Raw genomic sequence first — 19,572 nt, forward strand, 5'->3', positions numbered from 1 at the left:
TGGGTGGATCCTTTCGCCATGCTGCGTCCAACGGAACGGTCGGGAGTGCAACCATCCACGGTGCCCTCGACCCGCACTGCGGCAATCCGCTTTCCGTGGCTTGCCGGGCTCAACAAGGATGGCGACCATGCTCGACGACAACGACACCATGCAGCTGCACTGGCGCGAGGCCGGCATTCCCGAAGAGCTGTGCCGGGAACTCGCCCTGGCATCGACGCCGATGCGCCTGCACGCCCATCCGCCGGTGCGGACCGTCGCCGATGCGGAGGAGCATTGGCGCAGCGTTCCCGGCGTGCACACCAAGAACCTGCTTCTGAAGGACGCCAAGGGCGTGCTGTGGCTGGTGGTGCTGCCGCACGACCAGTCGGTGAACATGAAGGAGCTGGCCCCGGTCATCGGCTCGGCCAAGCTGTCCTTCGCCTCGCCGGTCACGCTGGAGCAGGCCCTGTCCATCGAGCCGGGCGGCGTCAGCCCGCTGGCCCTGGTGGCGGACAAGGAACGCCGCGTCCGTCTGGTGCTGGAACGCCGCGTCCTGGCCGGCGACACCGTCAATTTCCACCCGATGACCAATCGCGCGACGCTGTCGATGCACCCCGACGACCTGTCGGCCTTCCTGGGCCGGCTCGGCTATGAGCCGATCATCGTCGACATCGCCTGACCACTCCTCCCCCGGCCAAATCCTTAGGCGCGAGATCAGCGATGCGTCCCAATCACAACCTCTTCTACATGACTGTCAGTTGCCTGAGCCGGCCGGGGATCATCTCCGCCATCTCCACCTACCTGTCCGACCGCGACTGCGACATCATCGAAAGCGCGCAATTCGTCGATCATGACGGCGAGCATTTCTTCCTGCGGATGGCCTTCGACGCTCCGGAATCGATCCGCAGCGAAGCCGCCCTCATCGAAGATCTGCAACCCATCGTCGGGCGCTTCGGGATGACCCTGACGCTGCGGGATGCACGGCGGCGGCCGAAGATCCTGATCATGGTGTCGAAGTTCGGCCATTGCCTGAACGACCTTCTGTACCGCCACAGCATCGGGGCGCTGCCCATCGACATCGTCGGCGTCGTCTCCAACCACGACGCCTTCCGGTCCCAGGTCGAATCCCACGGCATCCCCTATCACCATCTCCCGGTTTCGTCCGGCACCAAGCGGGAGCAGGAACTCCGCCTGATGGAGATCGTGGAGACGAACGACGTCGAACTCGTCGTGCTCGCCCGCTACATGCAGGTCCTCTCGCAGGACCTCTGCACGCGGATGGCCGGGCGGGTCATCAACATCCACCACAGCTTCCTGCCCAGCTTCAAGGGGGCCAAGCCCTATCATCAGGCCTACAAGCGCGGCGTGAAGCTGATCGGCGCCACGGCGCACTACGTCACCGACGACCTCGACGAAGGACCGATCATCGAACAGGAGGTGGCGCGCGTCGATCACTCGATGTCGCCCGACGATCTGGTCGCCATCGGCCGCGACGTCGAAAGCGTCGTCCTGGCCCGCGCCATCCGCCTACACATCGAAGCGCGCGTCATGCTCCACGACCATCGGGCAATCGTCCTGAGGTAACAACAGGAGTCCACCGATCTTGCAGCTCATTGACGAAAACGCCACCCAGGCGATCCGCCGCGCTTTCGCATCGGGCGGCCTCGCCGCTGCGGTGCAGGAGTTGCGCCGGCATGTCGTGATCGAGGATGAACGCATGGCGCTCGCCACCGTCGAGGCCCTTCTTGCCAGTGTCCACAACGGCGACACCCGGCTATAAGGTCGCTGTTCCCGCCTTATCGGCACTGTCGGCCCCGACAAGGCGGGCGTTTCTCCCCCCTCCGGCGGATCAAGCGATGCCCCTCATCCAACCGATCGTCCCGCTGCTTCTCGCGGTGTTCCTGATGATGGGAGGTACGGGAGCGCTGACGACCATCGTCAGCGTTCGGCTGGATGCCGCCGGCGCCTCGCCCATCCTGCTGGGCGCCCTGACCGCCGCCTATTACCTGGGGGTGACGGTCGGATCGACACAGGCGTTCCGGCTGGTCGGGCAGGTCGGCCACATCCGCGCCTTCAGCGCCTCCGCCACGGTTCTGGTCGCGGCGACGCTCGGGCACACGCTGGGGGCCGATCCCGCGGCCTGGATCGCCCTTCGCCTCGTGGAAGGCTGCTGCATGGCCGGCCTGTTCGTCTGCATCGAAAGCTGGCTGAACCAGAGCGCCACCTCGGCCACGCGCGGGCAGATCCTGGCCCTCTACATGATCGCGCTCTATGGCGCGCAAGGGGTCGGCCAGTATCTGATGGTCATCGACGATCCGCACGGCTTCAAGCAGTTCGTCATCGTGTCGATCCTGGTCTCGCTCGCCCTTGTCCCGGTCGCGCTGAGCCGCAAGGCCCCGCCCTTGTTGCAGAAGCTGGAGTCCATCAGGATCGGCCATCTCTACCGCGCCAGTCCGCTGGGATTTTCCGGCACGGTGATCAGCGGGCTGGTCGTCGGCGCCTTCTATGGGCTGGGTCCGGTCTATGTCCGGCATCTCGGCTACGATCTGGGCCAATCCGCGACCTTCATCAGCGCCGCCATCATCGGCGGCATGCTCCTTCAATGGCCCTTCGGCAAGCTTTCGGACCTTATCGACCGGCGGCTGGTCCTGGTCGGCCTGTTTGCGGCCTTGGCCGTCATCAGCATCGGCATGACGATGCTGCCGGAGAGCGGGTTCGGCCCGCTGCTGGCCGGCATCTCCCTGTTCGGCGGGATCATCTTCGCGATCTATCCGATCTGCGTCTCGCACACCAACGACTTCCTGACGCCGGCCGAAATGGTGCCGGCCAGCGGCGGCATGGTGCTGGGCTTCTCAATGGGCGCCATCGCCGGCCCCTTCCTCGCCTCGCTGGTGATGGCGGTGTTCGAACAGGATGGGTTGTTCCTGTTCTCGGCATTGGTCGCCGGGCTTGCGTTGGTGTTCGCGCTCTGGCGGATGACGGTCCGCCCCCCTGTGCCGTTGGACCGGCGCCTCCCCTTCCTCCCCCAGGCACCGATCCCGGGGCCTTTGGACGGCGTGACGCCGGGTGTAGAAAAGTCCGGGGACGGCATCGGGGAGGAAGCGCCCGACGCACAGCCGTCAAGGTTTTGAAGGCCCCCGGGGCGACGGGGGGCGGCACGACCGTCGATAAGATCCCTTCCCCAACCCGAAGCTGTCGATGTACCACTCGCCGGAGACGGAGATGCTGCTTCACCCATGAAGCGTACATCCCCCAAAACTCCGGCATGTTGGCGAGATCGATGATTCCTGTTTCCAGTATTCTTCATCCCGCGAAGCGGACGGCACCGATCATGAGGGTGCTGGGCACTGTCCTGGGATGCATCGCGACGCTGCTGGTTGGCGCGCTGATTTTCAGCGCGGCCCCGGCCCGTGCCGAGAACTGGCTCGTCGCTTCCGAGGATTTCTTCCCGCCCTATAATTTCACGTTGCGGGGCAAGCGGACGGGAATGGACACCGAGATCGTCGAAGCGATGCTGAAGGAAATCGGCGTGTATCCGGTTCACCGCCCGATGACCTGGCCGGAGGTGGTGCGCGCCCACGATGAGAACGAGGTGGACGTCGCTTTCCAGTTCTTCACCTCGCCCCGCCGTCTGGAGCGCGGCCATCTGATCGGACCTTACCGGGTCGGCGCGACCGTTCTGATGGTCCGCAGCAATTCGGACATCGATTACAGGGGTATCGAGGATCTGCGGGGGCTGCGGGTCGGCGTCGTCGAGGGCTTCGAATATACGCCCGAGTTCGACAAGTCGCAGCTCTTCGAGAGGGTCCCCAGCAGCAGCAGCGTCGTCTCGTTCCGGCGCCTGCTTCTCGGCCGTGTCGATGCCATCGCCGGCGATTTGCAGGTGCTCAAATATCTAGCCGACAGCGAAGGCCGTACCGCATCGGTCAAAATCCTGCCCAAGCCCCTGGCGATGGTGCCGCGCTATATCTCGGTGCCGAAGGCTCGGGCGGATAAGGCCGAACGGCTGCGTGCAGCCTATGAAAAACTCAAGAAGGACGGCACCATCGACGCCATCATCAGCAATTGGGACCGGTAGTCGAAGACCCGATCCCAAAGAGCCGGCGCAGGGCTGCCGCCCTGGGGCCGAAGCTCACTCCTGCGCATCCAGCATGAAGTGGCGCACCTTGTGCCGGTTCTCGATCAGCTCGTCGATGGTGGGTTCGTTGCGCATCGCCCGGCCGATGGCGATCTTGGTCGCCTCGTAGTTGGTGCGATAGAGATCGGCGCGGTCGAGGTTCGCATCGGTGGCGCAGCGGGGGTCGATCCAGACCATCACCAGAATGCACAGGTCGTTGATCCCGTCGCGCGGCAGCAGGCCGTCGATGACGCAGTCCAGCACCGCATCGGCGGTGGCGGCCTGGACGACGCCGCCGAACAGGTCGACATAGGCGCTGGACTTCATCGTCACCTTGGACACCATCATGGTGGCCGGACGAACCATCTGGTTGCAATCCCGCACCGCGAACATGCGGGTATGGCCGGCGGTCTGCCCCATCATGGTGGCGAACGCATGGCCGGCCGGACCGTCGACCGTGCCGATCACGATTTCCGGCATGGCGTCGGTGAACTGGCCTTCCTTGGCGAAAACGGTGGCCTCGCCGACACGAAACAGCGGATTGCTCATGGGATTTCTGCTCTCTTGAGAAGGGGTGATTTGGCCGGTCATCCAGTGCGGATGCCGTCCAGCAGCTGTTCGATGCTGCCGCGCAGCCGTACCGTCTGACCGGCAAGGTCGGCAGCGGCGGACAGGACGTGGCGTGTGGCGCTCTCGGTGTCGCGGGCGCCGCCGGTGACATGCCGGGCGTTGCGCGCGACCACACCCGCCCCGGATGCCGCCTGGTCGATGCTGGCATGGATGGTGGCCGAGGCGGCGGCCTGCGCCTCCATCGACCTGGCGATGGCAAGCGAGATCGTGCTGATCTCCTCGATCACGGCGGTGATGCTCTGCAAGGCCTGGGCGGCGTTGCCGGTCGCGTCCTGCATCGCCTGGATGCGGAGCGAGACATCCTGCGTTGCCTTGGCCGTCTGGCTGGCCAGCTGGCGCACCTCCTGCGCCACCACGGCGAAGCCCTTGCCGGCCTCGCCGGCGCGGGCAGCTTCGATGGTCGCATTCAGCGCCAGGAGATTGGTCTGTCCGGTGATCTCGTCGATGATGCGCACGACGTTGCCGATGCCCTCGGCCGACTGCCGCAGGCTGTGCACCGACTGGTCGGCCTTGCGGGCCTCCTCGACCGCCGACAGGGCGATGCGGGTGGAATTGTCGATGCGGAGGCGGATTTCCCCCAACGACCGAAAGGTCTCGTCGGCCAATGCGGCAACGGACTGGACGTTGCTTGCGATCTGCTCCGCCGCCACCACGGTCTCGCCCGCCTGTTCGTTGGTGCGGTCGATGATGCCGGTCAGCTGGCGCGCGGTGCCGTCGAGCGCTCCCGCCGACGAATCCACCGTGTCCAGCCCCGCCATCGCCGTCCGTTCGAAATGGGAAATCAGTTCCTCCAGTTGGATGGAGCGCTGGCGCTCGCGCCGCCGTGCCGCGATATCCTGGAAGGCGGACCGAACATGGTCGTTCGCGGGAGACCCCAGGATTTCATCCAGGGTGCCGACCTGCGCAAAGCGGCCGTTCTCCATGAAGGCGATCCGGTCCGCGATCCGCATCGCCTCGTCCGGGTCCTGCGTGGTGAACAGCACGGCCGCCCGATGCGCCCGCTGCCAGTCGAGGAATTCCGCTTCAAGCTCCAGCCGCAGGACGGGGTCCACCCCGGCGAAGGGAGCATCCATCAGCAGCAGCGGCGGATCGCCGATCAGCGACCGCGCCAGCCCGATCCGCAGCCGCGCCTCGGATGGAATTTCAAGCGGACGCCGGTCGGCCAGATGGGCCAACCCCATGTGCGTCAGCACGGCCCGGGCACGGTCCTGACGCTCACGCCGGCGCAAGCCCGCCACCTCCAGCCCGAATGCCAGATTCTCCAGAACGGTGCGGTTGGGCATCAGCGCGACGGCGCCGAAGGTCATCGCCATGGCGTCGCGGCGGGCGGCCACCAGTTCGGCCGGCTTCATCGCCGCCATGTCGCGCCCGTTCAGGCACACGATGCCCGAAGTCGGTTCGACCAGACGGTTCACCATGCGGATCAGGGTGGATTTGCCCGAATTGGACCGCCCGAGAATCGCAAGGATTTCGCCGGCCGCAAGACCGAATGAAACATTGGCGACCGCCACCGTCGTACCGGTTTCCCGCCGGATGTCGGCGTGGTCCCTCCTGGCATGCAGCATGGGCAAGGCGCGGGCGGCATTGCCGCCATACAGCTTGCACAATCCCTCAACCGACAACATCCCGGTGCCGGCCGGCACCATGCCTTGCAGGTGAGTTTGCCCTTGCAGGTGAGCTGGCGAGATCATCGGCGCTCCCGATCATGAAAGGACTGAAAACGGGAATGGCTGGAGACGGCCGTCCGTCACGCGTTTGCGCGTTGAGAACGGACCGCCTCCATCGACAGTGCCGGGAATGGTGCGGGAAAGGGTGCCCGGCTACGGATCAGAGCTTGCCGGTGACCCAGTAATCGATCCGGGCCTTGTTGTTCTTGATGTAATTGTCGACCGCCTTCTCATAGCTGGTCTGGCGGGCTTCCTGCATCATCGCCTCCAGATCGCCGATGGGCAGGACCATCCGGTTCAGGAACTCGTAGATTTCCGGGTGATCCTGGTAGAAGCCCTTCCGGACCACGGCGTTCACGCTTTCCAGCCCGCCAAGCGCGCCCTTCGGATCCTCCAGATAGCGCAGCTTCCAGTTGGCGAACATCCAGTGCGGGCTCCAGCTGGTCACGACGATCCACTCGTTGCGCTTCATGGCGCGCTCCAGAGCGGCGAGCATCGCGGCATCGCTGGCCGACACCAGCTGCATTCCCTTCAGATCGTAGGTCTTCAGCGCCTTTTCCGACGCCTGCATCAACCCCGATCCCGGATCGATGCCCTGGATCTTGCCGCCGAGCTGCTTCTGCACCTCCGGCTTCTTCAGATCCTCGATGGTCTTGACCTGATCGACGGGGATGTAGTCCGGCACCACCCAGCCCAGGCGGGCGCGGGTGTAGAGCGGGCCGAGATCGACGATGTCCTTGCCGACCTTGTCGAGATAGGGCTTGTGGGTCAGCGGCTGCCACGACATCAGCATGGCGTCCAGCTTGCCGCTGGCGATGCCCTGGTACTGGATGCCGATGTCGGCCATGGTCAGTTCGACCTTGTAGCCGAACCGCTCCTCGATCAACGCTTTGGCGAGTTTCGTCACCGCCTCGGCGTCCGACCAGGCGGTCCAGCCGATGTTGATCGACTTCTCCGCGGCCTGCGCCGGGATGGCGGTCACAGCGGTCCCCAGACCGACCGTCACGGCCGCCGACAGCAGCATGCCCAAGGCTTTACCGAAGATATTCATCAAGAAGCCTCCTCGTGTCGTTTGTTTTGTCGTTTGTTTGGGTTCTTCCGCTTGGATTGACCGATCCGCCGTGCCGGGACTTCAACCGGACGCGTGCGCATTGCCCGGCAGGTCATCTCCGACCTACCGGTGACTGCGGCCGCATGACGGGTTGGCGCCCATGGAAACGGGTGGCCGACCGCCTTCCGGCGTTGAACGGAAAGCTGTTTCCAACCGATGCGAACCTTTGCTGGCATCAGTGCTGATTGAGGAAGAATGCCGGGCTTGAAAGCAGAAAACCTTCATCACAGCGGCAGTTCGTATCGCATTTGCGACAACGCCGTACGACGTCTGCCCGCCTGGCGAATGCTGCCGGATTTACCGGCGGATATTTTAAAATCTGCTATGGAAATAGGAAAACGCTGCGGCAGTCCTGTGACGATGAAACGTTACGGATGATAGCCGGCTCTTATCATATCGTCGAACGCCGGCCATACTCCCGGCCGGATCGAGCGACCATCCTGCCCGAATATTCGCATCCTGTCGCAAACCGACCATTGTCTCGCGCCCGGCCTGCGCAGAAAGACAGGATGTCCTGTCGGCCTTTTTAAAGTTGATGTCGCAATCCAGAACGCGACGCGCTGCAGCCGGCGGCAGGCTGTGTGTCGTGGAATCGAGAAAATCACAGCCCGGTCAAGGTTGAAGCGGTTCCACGAACGCATTGCCCAACTCCCGCTGGCCCACTCCCGCAGAAGGTCAACAACCATGTCGTCCGAGATTTCCATAGAAGCCCTGCTGAAGCGCCGAAAGAAGGGTCACAGCCTGGAAGCCCCGTTCTACACCAGCGACGAGATCTTCAAGCTGGACATGGAAATCATCTTCGGCCGCCACTGGCTGCATGTGGGTGTGGAACCGGATGTGGCGGAGCCGGGCGACGTGATGGTGGTGGACATCGGCAAGACGTCCGTCATCGTCATGCGCGACGACGACATGGAACTGCGCGCCTTTCACAATGTCTGCCGCCACCGCGGCGCGCGCATCGTCCTGAAGGAGAAGACCTCCGTCGGCAATCTGGTGTGCAGCTATCACCAGTGGACCTACGGCCAGGACGGCGAGCTTCTGTTCGCCGAGCATATGGGCAACGATTTCGACCGCAAGTGCCGGAACCTGAAAAAGGTCCATATCCGCTCGGTCGGCGGCCTGATCTTCATCTGTCTGGCGGAAGAGGCCCCGGACGACATCGACCGCATGGCGGCGGCCATCGAGCCCTACATCCTTCCGCACGATCTGAAGAACTGCAAGATCGCCAAGACCGTCGACCTAATCGAGAAGGGCAACTGGAAGCTCACGATGGAGAACAATCGTGAATGCTACCACTGCGTCAGCAATCATCCGGAACTGACCATCCCGCTGTTCGAATACGGCTTCGGCTTCGCCCCCGATGGTACGAACCCGAAGCGGATGGAACATGCTGCCAAGTACGATGCGCTGGTGCAAAGCTGCCACACCGGCTGGGAAGCCGCGGGCTTCCCCAGCCGCGAGATCGAGCATCTGACCGAAACCACAGGCTTCCGCGCCGAGCGGCTGCCGCTGGACGGGGCCGGCGAGGCCCACACCAAGGACACGCGCAGCGCCTCCAAGAAGCTGCTGGGGTCGATCACCGAGCGCAAGCTCGGCGCTTTGTCCTTCTGGACCCAGCCGAACTCCTGGAACCACTTCATGAGCGACCACATCGTCACCTTCTCGGTGTTCCCGCTCGGTCCCGACCGCAATCTGCTGCGCACCCGCTGGCTGGTCCACAAGGACGCGGTGGAAGGCGTCGATTACGACCTGAACCGTTTGACGGAGGTGTGGGAGGCGACCAACCAGCAGGACGCCGATCTGGTCGAGATCTCGCACAATGGCGCCCTCAGCCCGGCCTACGAGCCGGGACCCTACTCGCCCTACACCGAGCCGCTCGTCGAGAAGTTCACGGAGTGGTACGTCGGCCGCATGTCCGAGCATCTGCTGGGCAAGCAGGCCGCAGTGAGCGTCGCCGCCGAATGACGCGGCGCCGGGGCATCCCGGCCGGCCAAGCGCCGGGACCGCCCGCCGTTCGCGACCAAGGCTTCACGGCTCAGGAAGAGAGATGACGATGCAGCAGGATGCGGCTCTGCCTCCGGTCCGGATCTGGGATCCCGAAACCGACGACACGCTGGTGTGCCGGGCAGTGCGGGACGAAACGCACGATGTGAAGACCTTCGTCTTCGCACCGCGGCAACCCTGCCTGTTCCGGTTCCGGCCGGGCCAGTTCATCACGCTGGAACTGTCCATCGGTGGCGAAACCATTCACCGCAGTTACACCGTCTCCTCTTCCGCCGCCCGGCCGCACCGGCTTTCGATCACCGTCAAGCGGGTGCCCGGCGGCCCGGTGTCGAACTGGCTGCACGACACTCTTAAGCCGGGCGACACCATCCGCGCGGTCGGCCCGCTCGGGGAATTCACCCCCGGCGAGTCCGAGACGCCGCGCAAGTTCCTGTTCCTGTCCGGCGGCAGCGGCGTCACGCCCCTGATGTCGATGACCCGGACCTTCGACGATCTCGGCGAGGATCACGACATCGTCTTCGTCCACGCCGCCCGCACCCCGGCCGACATCGTCTTCCGCCGTGAACTGGACGCGCTGACCGGCCCCGGCCGGCGCCTGCGCGTTGCCCATGTCTGCGAAGGCATCGATACCGAAGCCCATTGGGCCGGCTTCACCGGCCGGCTGTCGCTGCCGATGCTGGGCCTGATCGCGCCGGACTACATGGAGCGGGAGGTCTATGTCTGCGGCCCCGGTCCCTTCATGAAGGCGGTGCGGGCCTTTCTGGAAGAGGGTGGCTTCAACATGAGCCGCTACCATCAGGAGAGCTTCAATTTCGAAGAGCTGGTGGCCGACCTTGCCGCCGGGGGACCGCCCCAGGAAGCCCCGCCTCAAGCCGCCCCAATCGAGGACGCGCTGCAATCGGCCGGCTTCCGCATTGAATTCGCCAAGACCGGCAAGGTCTTCACCTGCCTGCCGGACATGGCCGTAGCGGACGCGGCATCTGCGGCCGACATCCGGGTTCCGACATCCTGCTCGCGCGGGCTGTGCGGGACCTGCAAGACAAAGTTGATTTCGGGCACGGTGGAAATGAACCACACCGGCGGCATCCGCAAACGGGAAATCGACCAGGGGTTGATCTTACTCTGCTGCAGCCGTCCCACCAGCGATCTGGTGGTGGAGCGTTAGACGCATCGCCAATGAATTGTCTTCCGGGGGCAGGCCGCTGACGCTAGCATTCCGAAGGATGGAAGATGGCCGTCAAACGGGGGCCGTCGGACTGGGAGGGTGTCCTGGTGGGGAAGACAGTGGAATATCGCCGGTTCGGCGGTAGCGGTCCCGCCCCCCGGCAGGAGGAACGCGCGCTTCTGTCGGTCGGGTTCATCCTGACCAACAATTTCACCCTGACGGCGCTGGCCCCCTTCATCGACGCCCTGCGGCTGGCCGCCGACGAGGGCGACCGGTCGCGGCAGATCCGCTGCCGCTGGACCATCATGGGGTCACGGGCAGAACCGGTGATGTCGAGCTGCGGCATCGGTGTCGCCCGCTGGGAACCGCTGACCGATCCCCGCCGCTTCGACTATGTGGTCGTGGTGGGCGGGCTGCTGCATGCCGGCCCACAGCTGGACGACGAAACGCTGGCCTATCTGCGCGCCGCAGCATCCTATGGCGTGACCCTGGTCGGCGTGTGCACCGGCAGCTTCGTGCTGAGCCGCATCGGCCTGATGAAGAACCGGCGCTGCTGCGTCAGCTGGTACCATCACCGCGATTTCATCGAGGAATTTCCCGATCTGGTGCCGGTGGCCGACCAGCTCTATGTGGTGGACCGCGACCGCATCACCTGTTCGGGCGGCGCCGGGGTGGCCGATCTGGCCGCTTTCCTGATCGAACGCCATCTGGGCCGCGCGACCGCCCAGAAGACCATGCACATCCTGCTGATCGACAAGGCCCGTCCCGCCAGCCAGTCGCAGCCCCAGCCGCCGACGGTGGTGGAGATCACCAACGACCGGGTCCGCCGCGCCCTGCTGTTGATGGAGCAGCACATCAGCGATCCGCTGTCGGTGGAGGAGATCGTCCACCGGCTGAACGTCAGCACCCGGCAGTTCGAACGGCTGTTCCGCTTGGCGGTGGGTACCAGCCCGGCTACCTATTACCGGTCCTTGCGCCTGCGCTATGGCCACTGGCTGCTGCGCAACACCAAGCGGTCGGTCACCGCCATCGCGAACGAGGCCGGCTTCGCCGACTGTGCCCATTTCTCCCGCCAGTTCCGGGAGCTGTTCGGCGTTTCGCCGTCGGAGGTGCGCCGTACCGCCGTGCCGGATGCGGAGGCCGATCCGCATGTTTCGCCTCTCACCGCCTTCCGGCGCACCAACGCCAACTCCCTTCTGCCCGACCGTCGCCTGTTCGAAGACCCGGAGCCAATCGTCCGGGACGCCGCGCAGGTCGACTGACCGCCTGTCATGAAACGTGATTGGCCGTCTTTCAAATGTCCGCTTACGGCTTCGGATACTCCATCTGCAACGAGACGAAATCCGCGGTCGCAACGCCGTAGGTATTCCCGATCTGACGGAGTGCTTCATCAAGCATCAATGCGGCCGGAACGCCGACCGGCAAATTGACAGTTCGACTGCCCGTGTTCGGAGCAACCACTCGATCTGGAATCACGCTCAAACCATGGCTCGTGGTGATCGGTTCGGATGTGGTCGACTGGGCGTAGGCGGTGGAACGATAGGTGCGCGAAAAGGCGTCTGCGGCCAAAGCCAAGGCGATCTCATCCATCCCATGAGTGACCGGAATCTCGATGTCCTCGTGCAGCCAGAACGCCAGCCAGTTGGTGGCCGCAGTTACGACACTCGACAGCGTCAAAGTGAAATCTTCACCGCGATGTGACGCTCCCCAATCCTTGATTCCGAGATATTGCGCTACCGCCACTGCGCGTTCTCGGCCTGCGATTGCCTCTACGAGCGCAAGGGAAACCGGAATCGATGCTGTAACCCCTGTCGTGGTAACGACATTGCCATGAGCAAGATACCGTCTGGTCCGCAGGAATTGGGTGGCCGGGAATTTGGCTTTGAGATCGTCAATCGAATACCAATGACCAACAGCGCTTTTCCCATCGAGCAAGCCAGCGTTTGCGACGACCCATACGCCGTCGCAAACTCCAACAATCGTCGCACCTTTGCCCGCTTGAGACCGGATCCAAGCAATGAGTGTTGCGTCATCCACCCGATGAACTGCGGGAACAATCACGAAATCCGCGCCATCAGGGAAGCGGGCATCGAATTGGACGGTCGTTGCTTGCGGCTGCACCTTAAGGGCCGGAAACATCTGCACAGAGCCTTGCTGCGTAGCAAGTGCAAACACATTCGCCGCCCCGGATGCAGAAATCACCCCAAATGGGATCACATAATCCGTGAGTTCAGTGAATGAATTCTCAGCCACCACGGCTACGATCGGCTTTTCACGAGAAAATCTAGCGGAATATGCTCCAATATCGAAATTGCTATTGGATTTTTGCATCGTTTCTGCCCGCACCGAAGGGGCAAAACACACAGACGTCAATGCGATAACACTCATAGAAAATGCCGCGGTGAAAGTTTTCAAGATGTTTATTATTCGTGTACGTGTACGCATATTAAGTGCCTTTATGGTATCTAATGAACGCGACAATAGTTGAATGATCCACCGTGCTCAACTCAATGAAAGTGCATTTCGACGGTCAGTACGGTGGCAGACGCTTTCGACCGGTGGGAAAGAAGCGATTCTGCATAAGGAGGATAGCGGTATTCAGAAGGCGCCCCCTTCAAAACAGCCACCGCCACCGCTCATAACCGAGGGTCAGCAGGTTTGGGGATCCTTAATTGCGGACTTCGAAGAGGGGCGGTTCTTACCGATTTTCCAAAAAATTCATATGCTTGTTCGGTGGGCAGTCTCCCACCTCTCTCCTGTCGCAAAAAGGTAATTCCCGGTCGCGGGGGGCAACGCGACAATGGCGCCGATGGTGAATTCTTGGCAGGCTCAATACTGGGGATCGTTCCTGCCATGTCCTCACCCGCCGAAGCCCTTCTGAAGCCTCTGCAGATCAAGCATTTGACGATCCGTAACCGCGTGATGAGCACGAGCCACGCGCCGGGCTACGGGTCCGAAGGCAAGCCGAAGGAACGCTACCAGCTCTATCACGAGGAAAAGGCCAAAGGCGGCATCGGCCTGACGATGTTCGGCGGCTCCTCCTCCGTCGCGGTGGACAGCCCGGCGGCGCCCTGGAACCAGATTTCCGTCGCCGATGACAGCGTCATTCCCTTCTTCCGTGAATTCTCCGACCGGGTGCACCGCCACGGCGCGGCGCTGATGATCCAGCTGACCCACATGGGCCGGCGCACCCGCTGGGACACCGAGAACTGGCTGCCCACCGTCTCCGCCTCGGCCACCCGCGAACCGGCGCACCGCAACACGCCGAAGGAGATGGAGGATTTCGACTTCAAGCGGATCATCGCCGGCTATGCCGCGGCTGCCCGCCGCTGCAAGGAAGGCGGGCTGGATGGCTTCGAGCTGTCGGCCGCCCATGGCCACCTGATCGACCAGTTCTGGAGCCCCTCGGCCAACCGGCGCAGCGACAAGTACGGCGGCAGCCTGGAAAACCGCATGCGCTTCGGCATCGAGGTGTTCGAGGCGATCCGCGCCGAGGTCGGCGACGATTACGTCATCGGCATGCGCATGTCCGGCGACGAGCTGATCGACGACGGCCTCAGCCACGAGGACTGTATCGCCATCGCCCGCACCTATGCCGAGCGCGGGCTGATCGATTTCGTGAACGTGCTGGGCGGACAGGCGCGCGATCATCTGGCGCATGCCATCTCGCTGCCCAACATGTCCTTCCCGGTGGCTCCCTTCCTGCATCTAGCCAGCGGCATCAAGCGCGAGGCCGGCATTCCCGTCTTCCATGCCCAGCGCGTGACCGACCTCGCCACCGCCGCCCGCGCGGTCGAGGAAGGCCACGTCGACATGGTCGCCATGACCCGCGCCCACATCGCCGACCCGCATCTGGTGCGCAAGCTGATGGAAGGGCGGCTGGACGATGTCCGCCAGTGCGTCGGCGCCGGCTATTGCATCGACCGCATCTATGTCGGCGGCGACGCGCTGTGCATCCAGAACGCCGCGACGGGGCGCGAGCGGACCATGCCACACGTGATCCCGAAGGCGGAGCGCAAGCGTCGCGTCGTCGTGATCGGCGGCGGTCCCGGCGGGCTGGAAGCCGCCCGCGTCTGCGCCGAGCGCGGCCATTCGGTCGTGCTGCTCGAACGCAACGCCGCCCCTGGCGGCCAGATCGGCATCGCCGCCAAGGCGACCTGGCGCGAAGCGATGAGCGGCATCACCCGCTGGCTGTCCCAGCAGGTCACCAAGCTGGGCGTCGATGTCCGGCTGGGGGTGGAGGCCGACCGCGCCACCGTGGAAGCCGAGAACCCCGACGTGGTGATCCTCGCCACCGGCGGCCGTCCCAACCGCGGCGACTTCAAGGGCGCCGATCTGGCGGTGTCGACCTGGGACATCCTGACAGGCGCGGTGGAGCCGACGGGGACCGTCCTGATGTATGACGGCACCGGCCAGCATCACGGCGCCTCCTGCGCCGAATTCATGGCCAAGCGCGGCGCGCTGGTGGAGATCGCCACCCCCGACCGCATGGTCGCGGAGGAGGTCGGCACCACCAACCAGCCGATTCACCTGCGCGAGCTGTACAAGCTGAACGTGGTGATGACCACCAACCACCAGCTCGTGGAAATCTACCCGGAGGGCAACCGCCGCGTCGCCGTCCTGCGCAACGAGTACACCCACGAGGAAGAGGAACGGCTGGTCGACCAGATCGTGGTGGAGCTGGGCACCCTGCCCAACGACGGCCTCTATTTCGATCTGAAGGACCATTCGCTGAACCGCGGCGAAACCGACCTCGACAGCCTGATCGCCGGCCGGGCGCAGCCGGTGCAGGCCAACGGCCATGGCGGCTACACGCTGCATCGCATCGGCGATGCGGTGGCCGGTCGCAACATCCACGCCGCCATCTACGACGCCGCGCGTCTCTGCAAGGACATCTGACACCTCTAACCCCAGCCAAGCGACAGGAGCCGTCCGACGTGATCGCCACCGCTCTTACCACCGTCGTCCTTGCCGTCCTCGCCATCGGCGCGGCACTGGCCGCCTGGCAGTCGCGGCGTTGGCTGGCCGGCCGGCCGGCGACGGTCGGTGTGGTCGCCGGGTTGCGCGCCCTGCCCGGCCGCTATCTGGTCGATGTCCACCATGTCGTGGGACGGACGCCGTTCAACGCCCGCTTCCATGCCCTGGTCGCCGGCGGTTTCCTCGCGGCGCTCGTGCTGCTGGTGGCGATGGGCGTCGCCTTCGGTGGATCGCGCATTCTCTGGCTGCTGCTGGCGGTGGTGCTGGCGGTCATGCTGGCGGGTGCCCTGATGGTCCGCCATCGCCGCCGGGTCTTGCGCCCACGCGAGCTGTCGCAGGGGCGCTTCGCCCGCCTTCCGCTGTCGCTGCTGGGATTTTCCGGCGGCCTGCTGCTGGTGGCCCTCGACCAGGCGCTGGGCGGTGTGATGCCGGAAGTGGTGGCGCTGTTGCTGGTCGCGGTCGCCGGAGTGGCGATGGCCGATCTGGTGTGGGGCGTGTGGAAGGGGCCGCTGAAGCACGCGGTGCATGGGGCGCTGCATCTGGCCTTCCATCCGCGTCCGGCCCGTTTCCATGACGGCAAGGGGCGCGACACCGGGCTGAAGCCGCTGCCGCTCGCTCCCGCGGAGGAGACTGAGCCGGGCACCCTGGGTGTCGAGCGTCCCGTCGATTTCGCCTGGAACCGGCTGCTCGGCTTCGATGCCTGTGTCCAGTGCGGGCGCTGCGAGACGGCCTGCCCGGCCTTTGCCGCCGGCCTGCCGCTGAACCCGAAGAAGCTGGTGCAGGATCTGGTCCTCGCCATGGACGACCGGGCCAGCGACGCCGCCTATGCCGGCAACCCCCACCCCGGCCGCGGCGTCGGCAAGGCCCATGGCGGGGCGGGGCTGCCACTGATCGGGCTGGACGCGATGATCCATCCCGACACGCTGTGGTCCTGCACCACCTGCCGCGCCTGCGTGCAGGAATGCCCGATGATGATCGAGCATGTGGATGCCGTCGTCGATCTGCGCCGCTTCCAGACGCTGGAGTTGGGCGCCACCCCCGGCAAGGCCGCCGTGATGCTGGAGGAGCTGCGCGCCACCGACAACCCCGGCGGCCGCGCGCTCGCCCGGCGCTGGGACTGGGCGGCCGACCTGTCGCTGCCCCGGCTGCCGGCCGGCGGGTCCTGCGATACGCTGCTGTGGGTCGGCGACGGCGCCTTCGACCTGCGGGTCCAGCGCTCGCTGCGGGCGCTCGTCCTGCTGCTGCGCCGCGCCGGGGTGGACTTCGCCGTGCTGGGCGAGGAGGAGCTGGATTGCGGCGACGTCGCCCGCCGGCTGGGCGACGAGGCGACCTTCCAGTCGCTGGCGACCCGCAACGTCGCGACGCTGAACACCCGCCGCTTCAATCGCATTGTCACCGCCGACCCCCATGCCCTGCACACGCTGCGCAACGAATATCCGGCCTTCGGCGGCAGCTGGACCGTCGTCCACCACACCGCCCTGATGCTGGAGCTGGTCACCGCCGGGGCGCTGACGGTGACCAAGCCAATCGGGCGCAGCGTCACCTTTCACGACCCCTGCTATCTCGGCCGCTACAACGGCGAGATCGAGGCGCCGCGCGCCCTGCTCGACGCCATCGGCGTGGAACGCCGGGAAATGCTGCGCGCCGGCCTGCGGTCGAGCTGCTGCGGCGGCGGCGGCGGCGCCCCGCTGACCGACGTGTCGGGCGAGCGCCGCATCCCCGACGTCCGCATGGAGCATGCCCGCGAGACCGGCGCCTCGCTGGTCGCCGTTGCCTGCCCCAACTGCGCCCTGATGCTGGAAGGCGTCGTCGGCCCCCGGCCCGAGGTGGCGGAGATCGCCGAACTGGTTCTCGCCGCGACGGAGACCGCCCGATGACCCAACCTTCTCCGATCCGCCCCCACATCCGCCGCCGCGTCGACCCGCGTGCCGAGCGCGCCGCCCGCACCGTCCTGACCGGTCAGCGTCCGCGCCTGCTGCGCCAGCCGGTCGCCGCCGCTGTCAACGAACGCCGCCGCGACCCGCGTGCCCTTCGCGCTGCAGCATTGGTGCAGAGCCAGCCGCGTCCGCGCTATGACTGGACGCGCGACGCCTCCTCGACCGGCACCACCGCAGTTGTCGGCGTCGCTATCGCCCCCGTGCCTGCGATCCCGCTCCGGGTGATCGCCGAGCCAGCCTATCTGGTTCTCGCCATGCTCGACCGCCCCGGCGGCGAGGTCGGCGAGCATGACCGGCAGGTGATCGCCGCCGCCCGCCTGCTGGCCGATGCGGGGGGCGGCGCCGTGGTGACCGTCTGCACCGGTTCGGGCGAAGCGCTGGCCGAGGCCGGGTCGGACCGCCATGTCGCCCTGCCCGACGGCTGGGCCGACGATTACGTGCCGGAACGGCGCGCCGCCGCCGCTTCCGCACTGATGACCACGCTGTCCCCCCGCCACATCCTGTTCCCGGACAGCCCGGACGGCGCCGACGTGGCGCGGCGGCTCGCGGCGGCAACGGGAGAGCGGCTGTTCACCGGCGTGCAAAGCCTCGGCCCCGACCGCGCGACCCGCCAGTCGGCCGGCGGTTCGCTGGAGACCGGACACCGCCCCACCCGGCTGATGACGGTCGCGGCCGACGCCTTCGCCCCGCTCGACGGCGTGCGGCACGAGGCCCGGCCGCTCGATCTCGAAACTTCGGTGTCGGCGGACGAGGTTCTGCCCCGCTTGGGCGGCGCCCGCCGGCTGGCCGTCGATCCCGACGCCCTGTCCCTGTCGGAAACCGATTTCATCCTCAGCGCCGGTAATGGCGTGACCGACTGGCCGAGCTTCGCCGATCTGGGCGAAGCGCTCGGCGCCACCCGCGCCGGCAGCCGCGTGGTCTGCGATGCCGGACATCTGCCGCGCGAACGGCAGGTCGGCGCCTCCGGCACCGTGGTCAGCGCACGCTGCTACCTTGCCTTCGGCATCGCCGGCGCGCCGCAGCATCTTCAAGGCATCACCGGCGTCCGCCACGTGATCGCCGTCAACACCGACCTCCATGCCGAGATGATCAAGCGCGCCGACCTGTCCATCGTCGCCGATGCGCAAGTCGTCATGCCCGCCCTGATCCGGCTGATCCGGGAGCGCCGCCATGACTGAAGCAGCCATGCTTGATGTCGCCGTCCTGCTGTCCATCGGGCGTCATCCGGTCTCCGGCCGCGCCCGCCGTGCCGCCACCGACGCGCAGGCATTGGAGATGGCGTTGGCGCTGCGGCCAAAGCGGCTGACGGCGATCCATGCCGGGCCGGCCGCCGATGCCGACGCGTTGCGCGCCTATCTCGGCATGGGGCTGGAGCGGCTGACGGTTCTGGTCCTGCCGGAGGGGGCCGATCCGGTCGAGCCGCTGATCGCCCATCTGCGTCGTCTCGCCCCGTCGCTGGTCCTGACCGGGCGGCAGGCGGAGGACGGCGAGGGCAGCGGCATGCTGCCCTATCTGATCGCCCGCGGCCTCGAAGCCGCCGTCGTCGCCGATGTGGTGCGGATCGGCCCATCCGATGCGCCGGCCTCCTCGGCCAGCATGACCGACCTTGTCCAGGCGCTGCCGCGCGGACAGCGGCGGGCGCTGACCGTCACCGGCCGCCTCATAGCGACCGTCCATCCATCCGCCCCGCCCGCCCGCGCCTCGGCCTTCGGCCCGGCCCGTCGGGGCGTCATCGAGCCGGTGGCGGCCCAGGCGACCGCCGATCTCTTCCTGTCGGAATGCGAGCATCGGCCTTGGCGCCCGAAGCCCAAGCTGATGCGCGTGAAGCGCGGCGGTTCGGCCCTGGACCGGCTGAAGGCGGCGACCGAGAGCAAGAGCGGAAAAGGCCAACTGCTGGTCAACCCGACACCTGAAGCGGGGGCGCTGGCCATCTACGACAGCCTTGTCGAACAGGGAATGCTTCCATGAAAACCATGCAAAACGAT

Annotated in this window: 16 protein-coding genes; 12 read left to right on the top strand and 4 right to left on the bottom strand. The window is 65.7% G+C overall.

The window, feature by feature from the left end; translation table 11 throughout:
* The first annotated feature begins 127 nt into the window (after positions 1 to 127).
* The 5 genes from ABNQ38_RS10615 (at position 128) to ABNQ38_RS10635 (ending at position 4,057) form a co-directional block, all read left to right on the top strand.
* Entirely contained in the window at positions 128 to 658 is a 531-nt protein-coding gene (locus tag ABNQ38_RS10615) for a YbaK/EbsC family protein (RefSeq protein WP_377806796.1), read from the top strand.
* A gap of 41 nt (positions 659 to 699) precedes the next feature.
* Positions 700 to 1,563: a formyltetrahydrofolate deformylase gene (gene purU, locus ABNQ38_RS10620; RefSeq protein WP_377806797.1), complete on the top strand. Its 864-nt coding sequence runs from the start codon at positions 700 to 702 to the stop codon at positions 1,561 to 1,563.
* 19 nt (positions 1,564 to 1,582) lie between these two features.
* Positions 1,583 to 1,759, top strand: coding sequence for a hypothetical protein (locus tag ABNQ38_RS10625; protein ID WP_377806798.1), 177 nt, complete (start codon positions 1,583 to 1,585; stop codon positions 1,757 to 1,759).
* Between the two features lie 76 nt (positions 1,760 to 1,835).
* Complete coding sequence (locus tag ABNQ38_RS10630; protein ID WP_377806799.1) at positions 1,836 to 3,110, top strand: MFS transporter; 1,275 nt, start codon at positions 1,836 to 1,838, stop codon at positions 3,108 to 3,110.
* A gap of 149 nt (positions 3,111 to 3,259) precedes the next feature.
* Positions 3,260 to 4,057 carry a substrate-binding periplasmic protein gene (locus ABNQ38_RS10635; protein ID WP_377806800.1) on the top strand — a complete coding sequence of 266 codons (798 nt, stop codon included), beginning with the start codon at positions 3,260 to 3,262 and terminating at the stop codon, positions 4,055 to 4,057.
* Between the two features lie 54 nt (positions 4,058 to 4,111).
* Here the strand turns inward: ABNQ38_RS10635 and fae are convergent, their stop codons facing one another.
* The 3 genes from fae to ABNQ38_RS10650 all read right to left on the bottom strand — a co-directional run bounded on the left by fae (position 4,112) and on the right by ABNQ38_RS10650 (position 7,444).
* The gene (gene fae, locus ABNQ38_RS10640; RefSeq protein WP_174469205.1) at positions 4,112 to 4,645 is read right to left on the bottom strand and encodes a formaldehyde-activating enzyme; all 534 of its coding nucleotides are present in this window, start codon (positions 4,643 to 4,645) and stop codon (positions 4,112 to 4,114) included.
* A 38-nt stretch (positions 4,646 to 4,683) separates the two neighbouring features.
* Positions 4,684 to 6,417: a methyl-accepting chemotaxis protein gene (locus ABNQ38_RS10645; RefSeq protein WP_377806801.1), complete on the bottom strand. Its 1,734-nt coding sequence runs from the start codon at positions 6,415 to 6,417 to the stop codon at positions 4,684 to 4,686.
* A gap of 136 nt (positions 6,418 to 6,553) precedes the next feature.
* Complete coding sequence (locus tag ABNQ38_RS10650; RefSeq protein ID WP_377806802.1) at positions 6,554 to 7,444, bottom strand: glycine betaine ABC transporter substrate-binding protein; 891 nt, start codon at positions 7,442 to 7,444, stop codon at positions 6,554 to 6,556.
* A gap of 744 nt (positions 7,445 to 8,188) precedes the next feature.
* Between ABNQ38_RS10650 and ABNQ38_RS10655 the strand changes: the two genes are divergently transcribed.
* The 3 genes from ABNQ38_RS10655 to ABNQ38_RS10665 all read left to right on the top strand — a co-directional run bounded on the left by ABNQ38_RS10655 (position 8,189) and on the right by ABNQ38_RS10665 (position 11,935).
* Positions 8,189 to 9,469: an SRPBCC family protein gene (locus ABNQ38_RS10655; RefSeq protein ID WP_377806803.1), complete on the top strand. Its 1,281-nt coding sequence runs from the start codon at positions 8,189 to 8,191 to the stop codon at positions 9,467 to 9,469.
* 82 nt (positions 9,470 to 9,551) lie between these two features.
* Complete coding sequence (locus tag ABNQ38_RS10660; RefSeq protein WP_377806804.1) at positions 9,552 to 10,673, top strand: FAD-binding oxidoreductase; 1,122 nt, start codon at positions 9,552 to 9,554, stop codon at positions 10,671 to 10,673.
* Between the two features lie 65 nt (positions 10,674 to 10,738).
* Positions 10,739 to 11,935: a GlxA family transcriptional regulator gene (locus ABNQ38_RS10665; RefSeq protein WP_377806805.1), complete on the top strand. Its 1,197-nt coding sequence runs from the start codon at positions 10,739 to 10,741 to the stop codon at positions 11,933 to 11,935.
* A 43-nt stretch (positions 11,936 to 11,978) separates the two neighbouring features.
* Here the strand turns inward: ABNQ38_RS10665 and ABNQ38_RS10670 are convergent, their stop codons facing one another.
* Complete coding sequence (locus tag ABNQ38_RS10670) at positions 11,979 to 13,088, bottom strand: DJ-1/PfpI family protein (RefSeq protein ID WP_377806806.1); 1,110 nt, start codon at positions 13,086 to 13,088, stop codon at positions 11,979 to 11,981.
* A 438-nt stretch (positions 13,089 to 13,526) separates the two neighbouring features.
* Here ABNQ38_RS10670 and ABNQ38_RS10675 point away from each other — a divergent pair, with 438 nt between their 5' ends.
* The 4 genes from ABNQ38_RS10675 to ABNQ38_RS10690 are packed head-to-tail and all read left to right on the top strand — an operon-like array spanning position 13,527 to position 19,555.
* Entirely contained in the window at positions 13,527 to 15,572 is a 2,046-nt protein-coding gene (locus tag ABNQ38_RS10675) for an FAD-dependent oxidoreductase (protein ID WP_377806807.1), read from the top strand.
* Positions 15,573 to 15,610: 38 nt separating this feature from the next.
* Positions 15,611 to 17,527, top strand: coding sequence for a DUF3483 domain-containing protein (locus tag ABNQ38_RS10680; RefSeq protein WP_377806808.1), 1,917 nt, complete (start codon positions 15,611 to 15,613; stop codon positions 17,525 to 17,527).
* Complete coding sequence (locus ABNQ38_RS10685; protein ID WP_377806810.1) at positions 17,524 to 18,765, top strand: electron transfer flavoprotein subunit alpha/FixB family protein; 1,242 nt, start codon at positions 17,524 to 17,526, stop codon at positions 18,763 to 18,765. The genes ABNQ38_RS10680 and ABNQ38_RS10685 overlap by 4 nt, the downstream gene beginning before the upstream one ends.
* The gene (locus ABNQ38_RS10690) at positions 18,758 to 19,555 is read left to right on the top strand and encodes an electron transfer flavoprotein subunit beta (protein ID WP_377806811.1); all 798 of its coding nucleotides are present in this window, start codon (positions 18,758 to 18,760) and stop codon (positions 19,553 to 19,555) included. Before ABNQ38_RS10685 ends, ABNQ38_RS10690 begins: the two co-directional genes overlap by 8 nt.
* Positions 19,556 to 19,572: the final 17 nt, after the last annotated feature.

The organism is Azospirillum sp. A29, assembly GCF_042604625.1.
Lineage (GTDB): Bacteria > Pseudomonadota > Alphaproteobacteria > Azospirillales > Azospirillaceae > Azospirillum > Azospirillum palustre.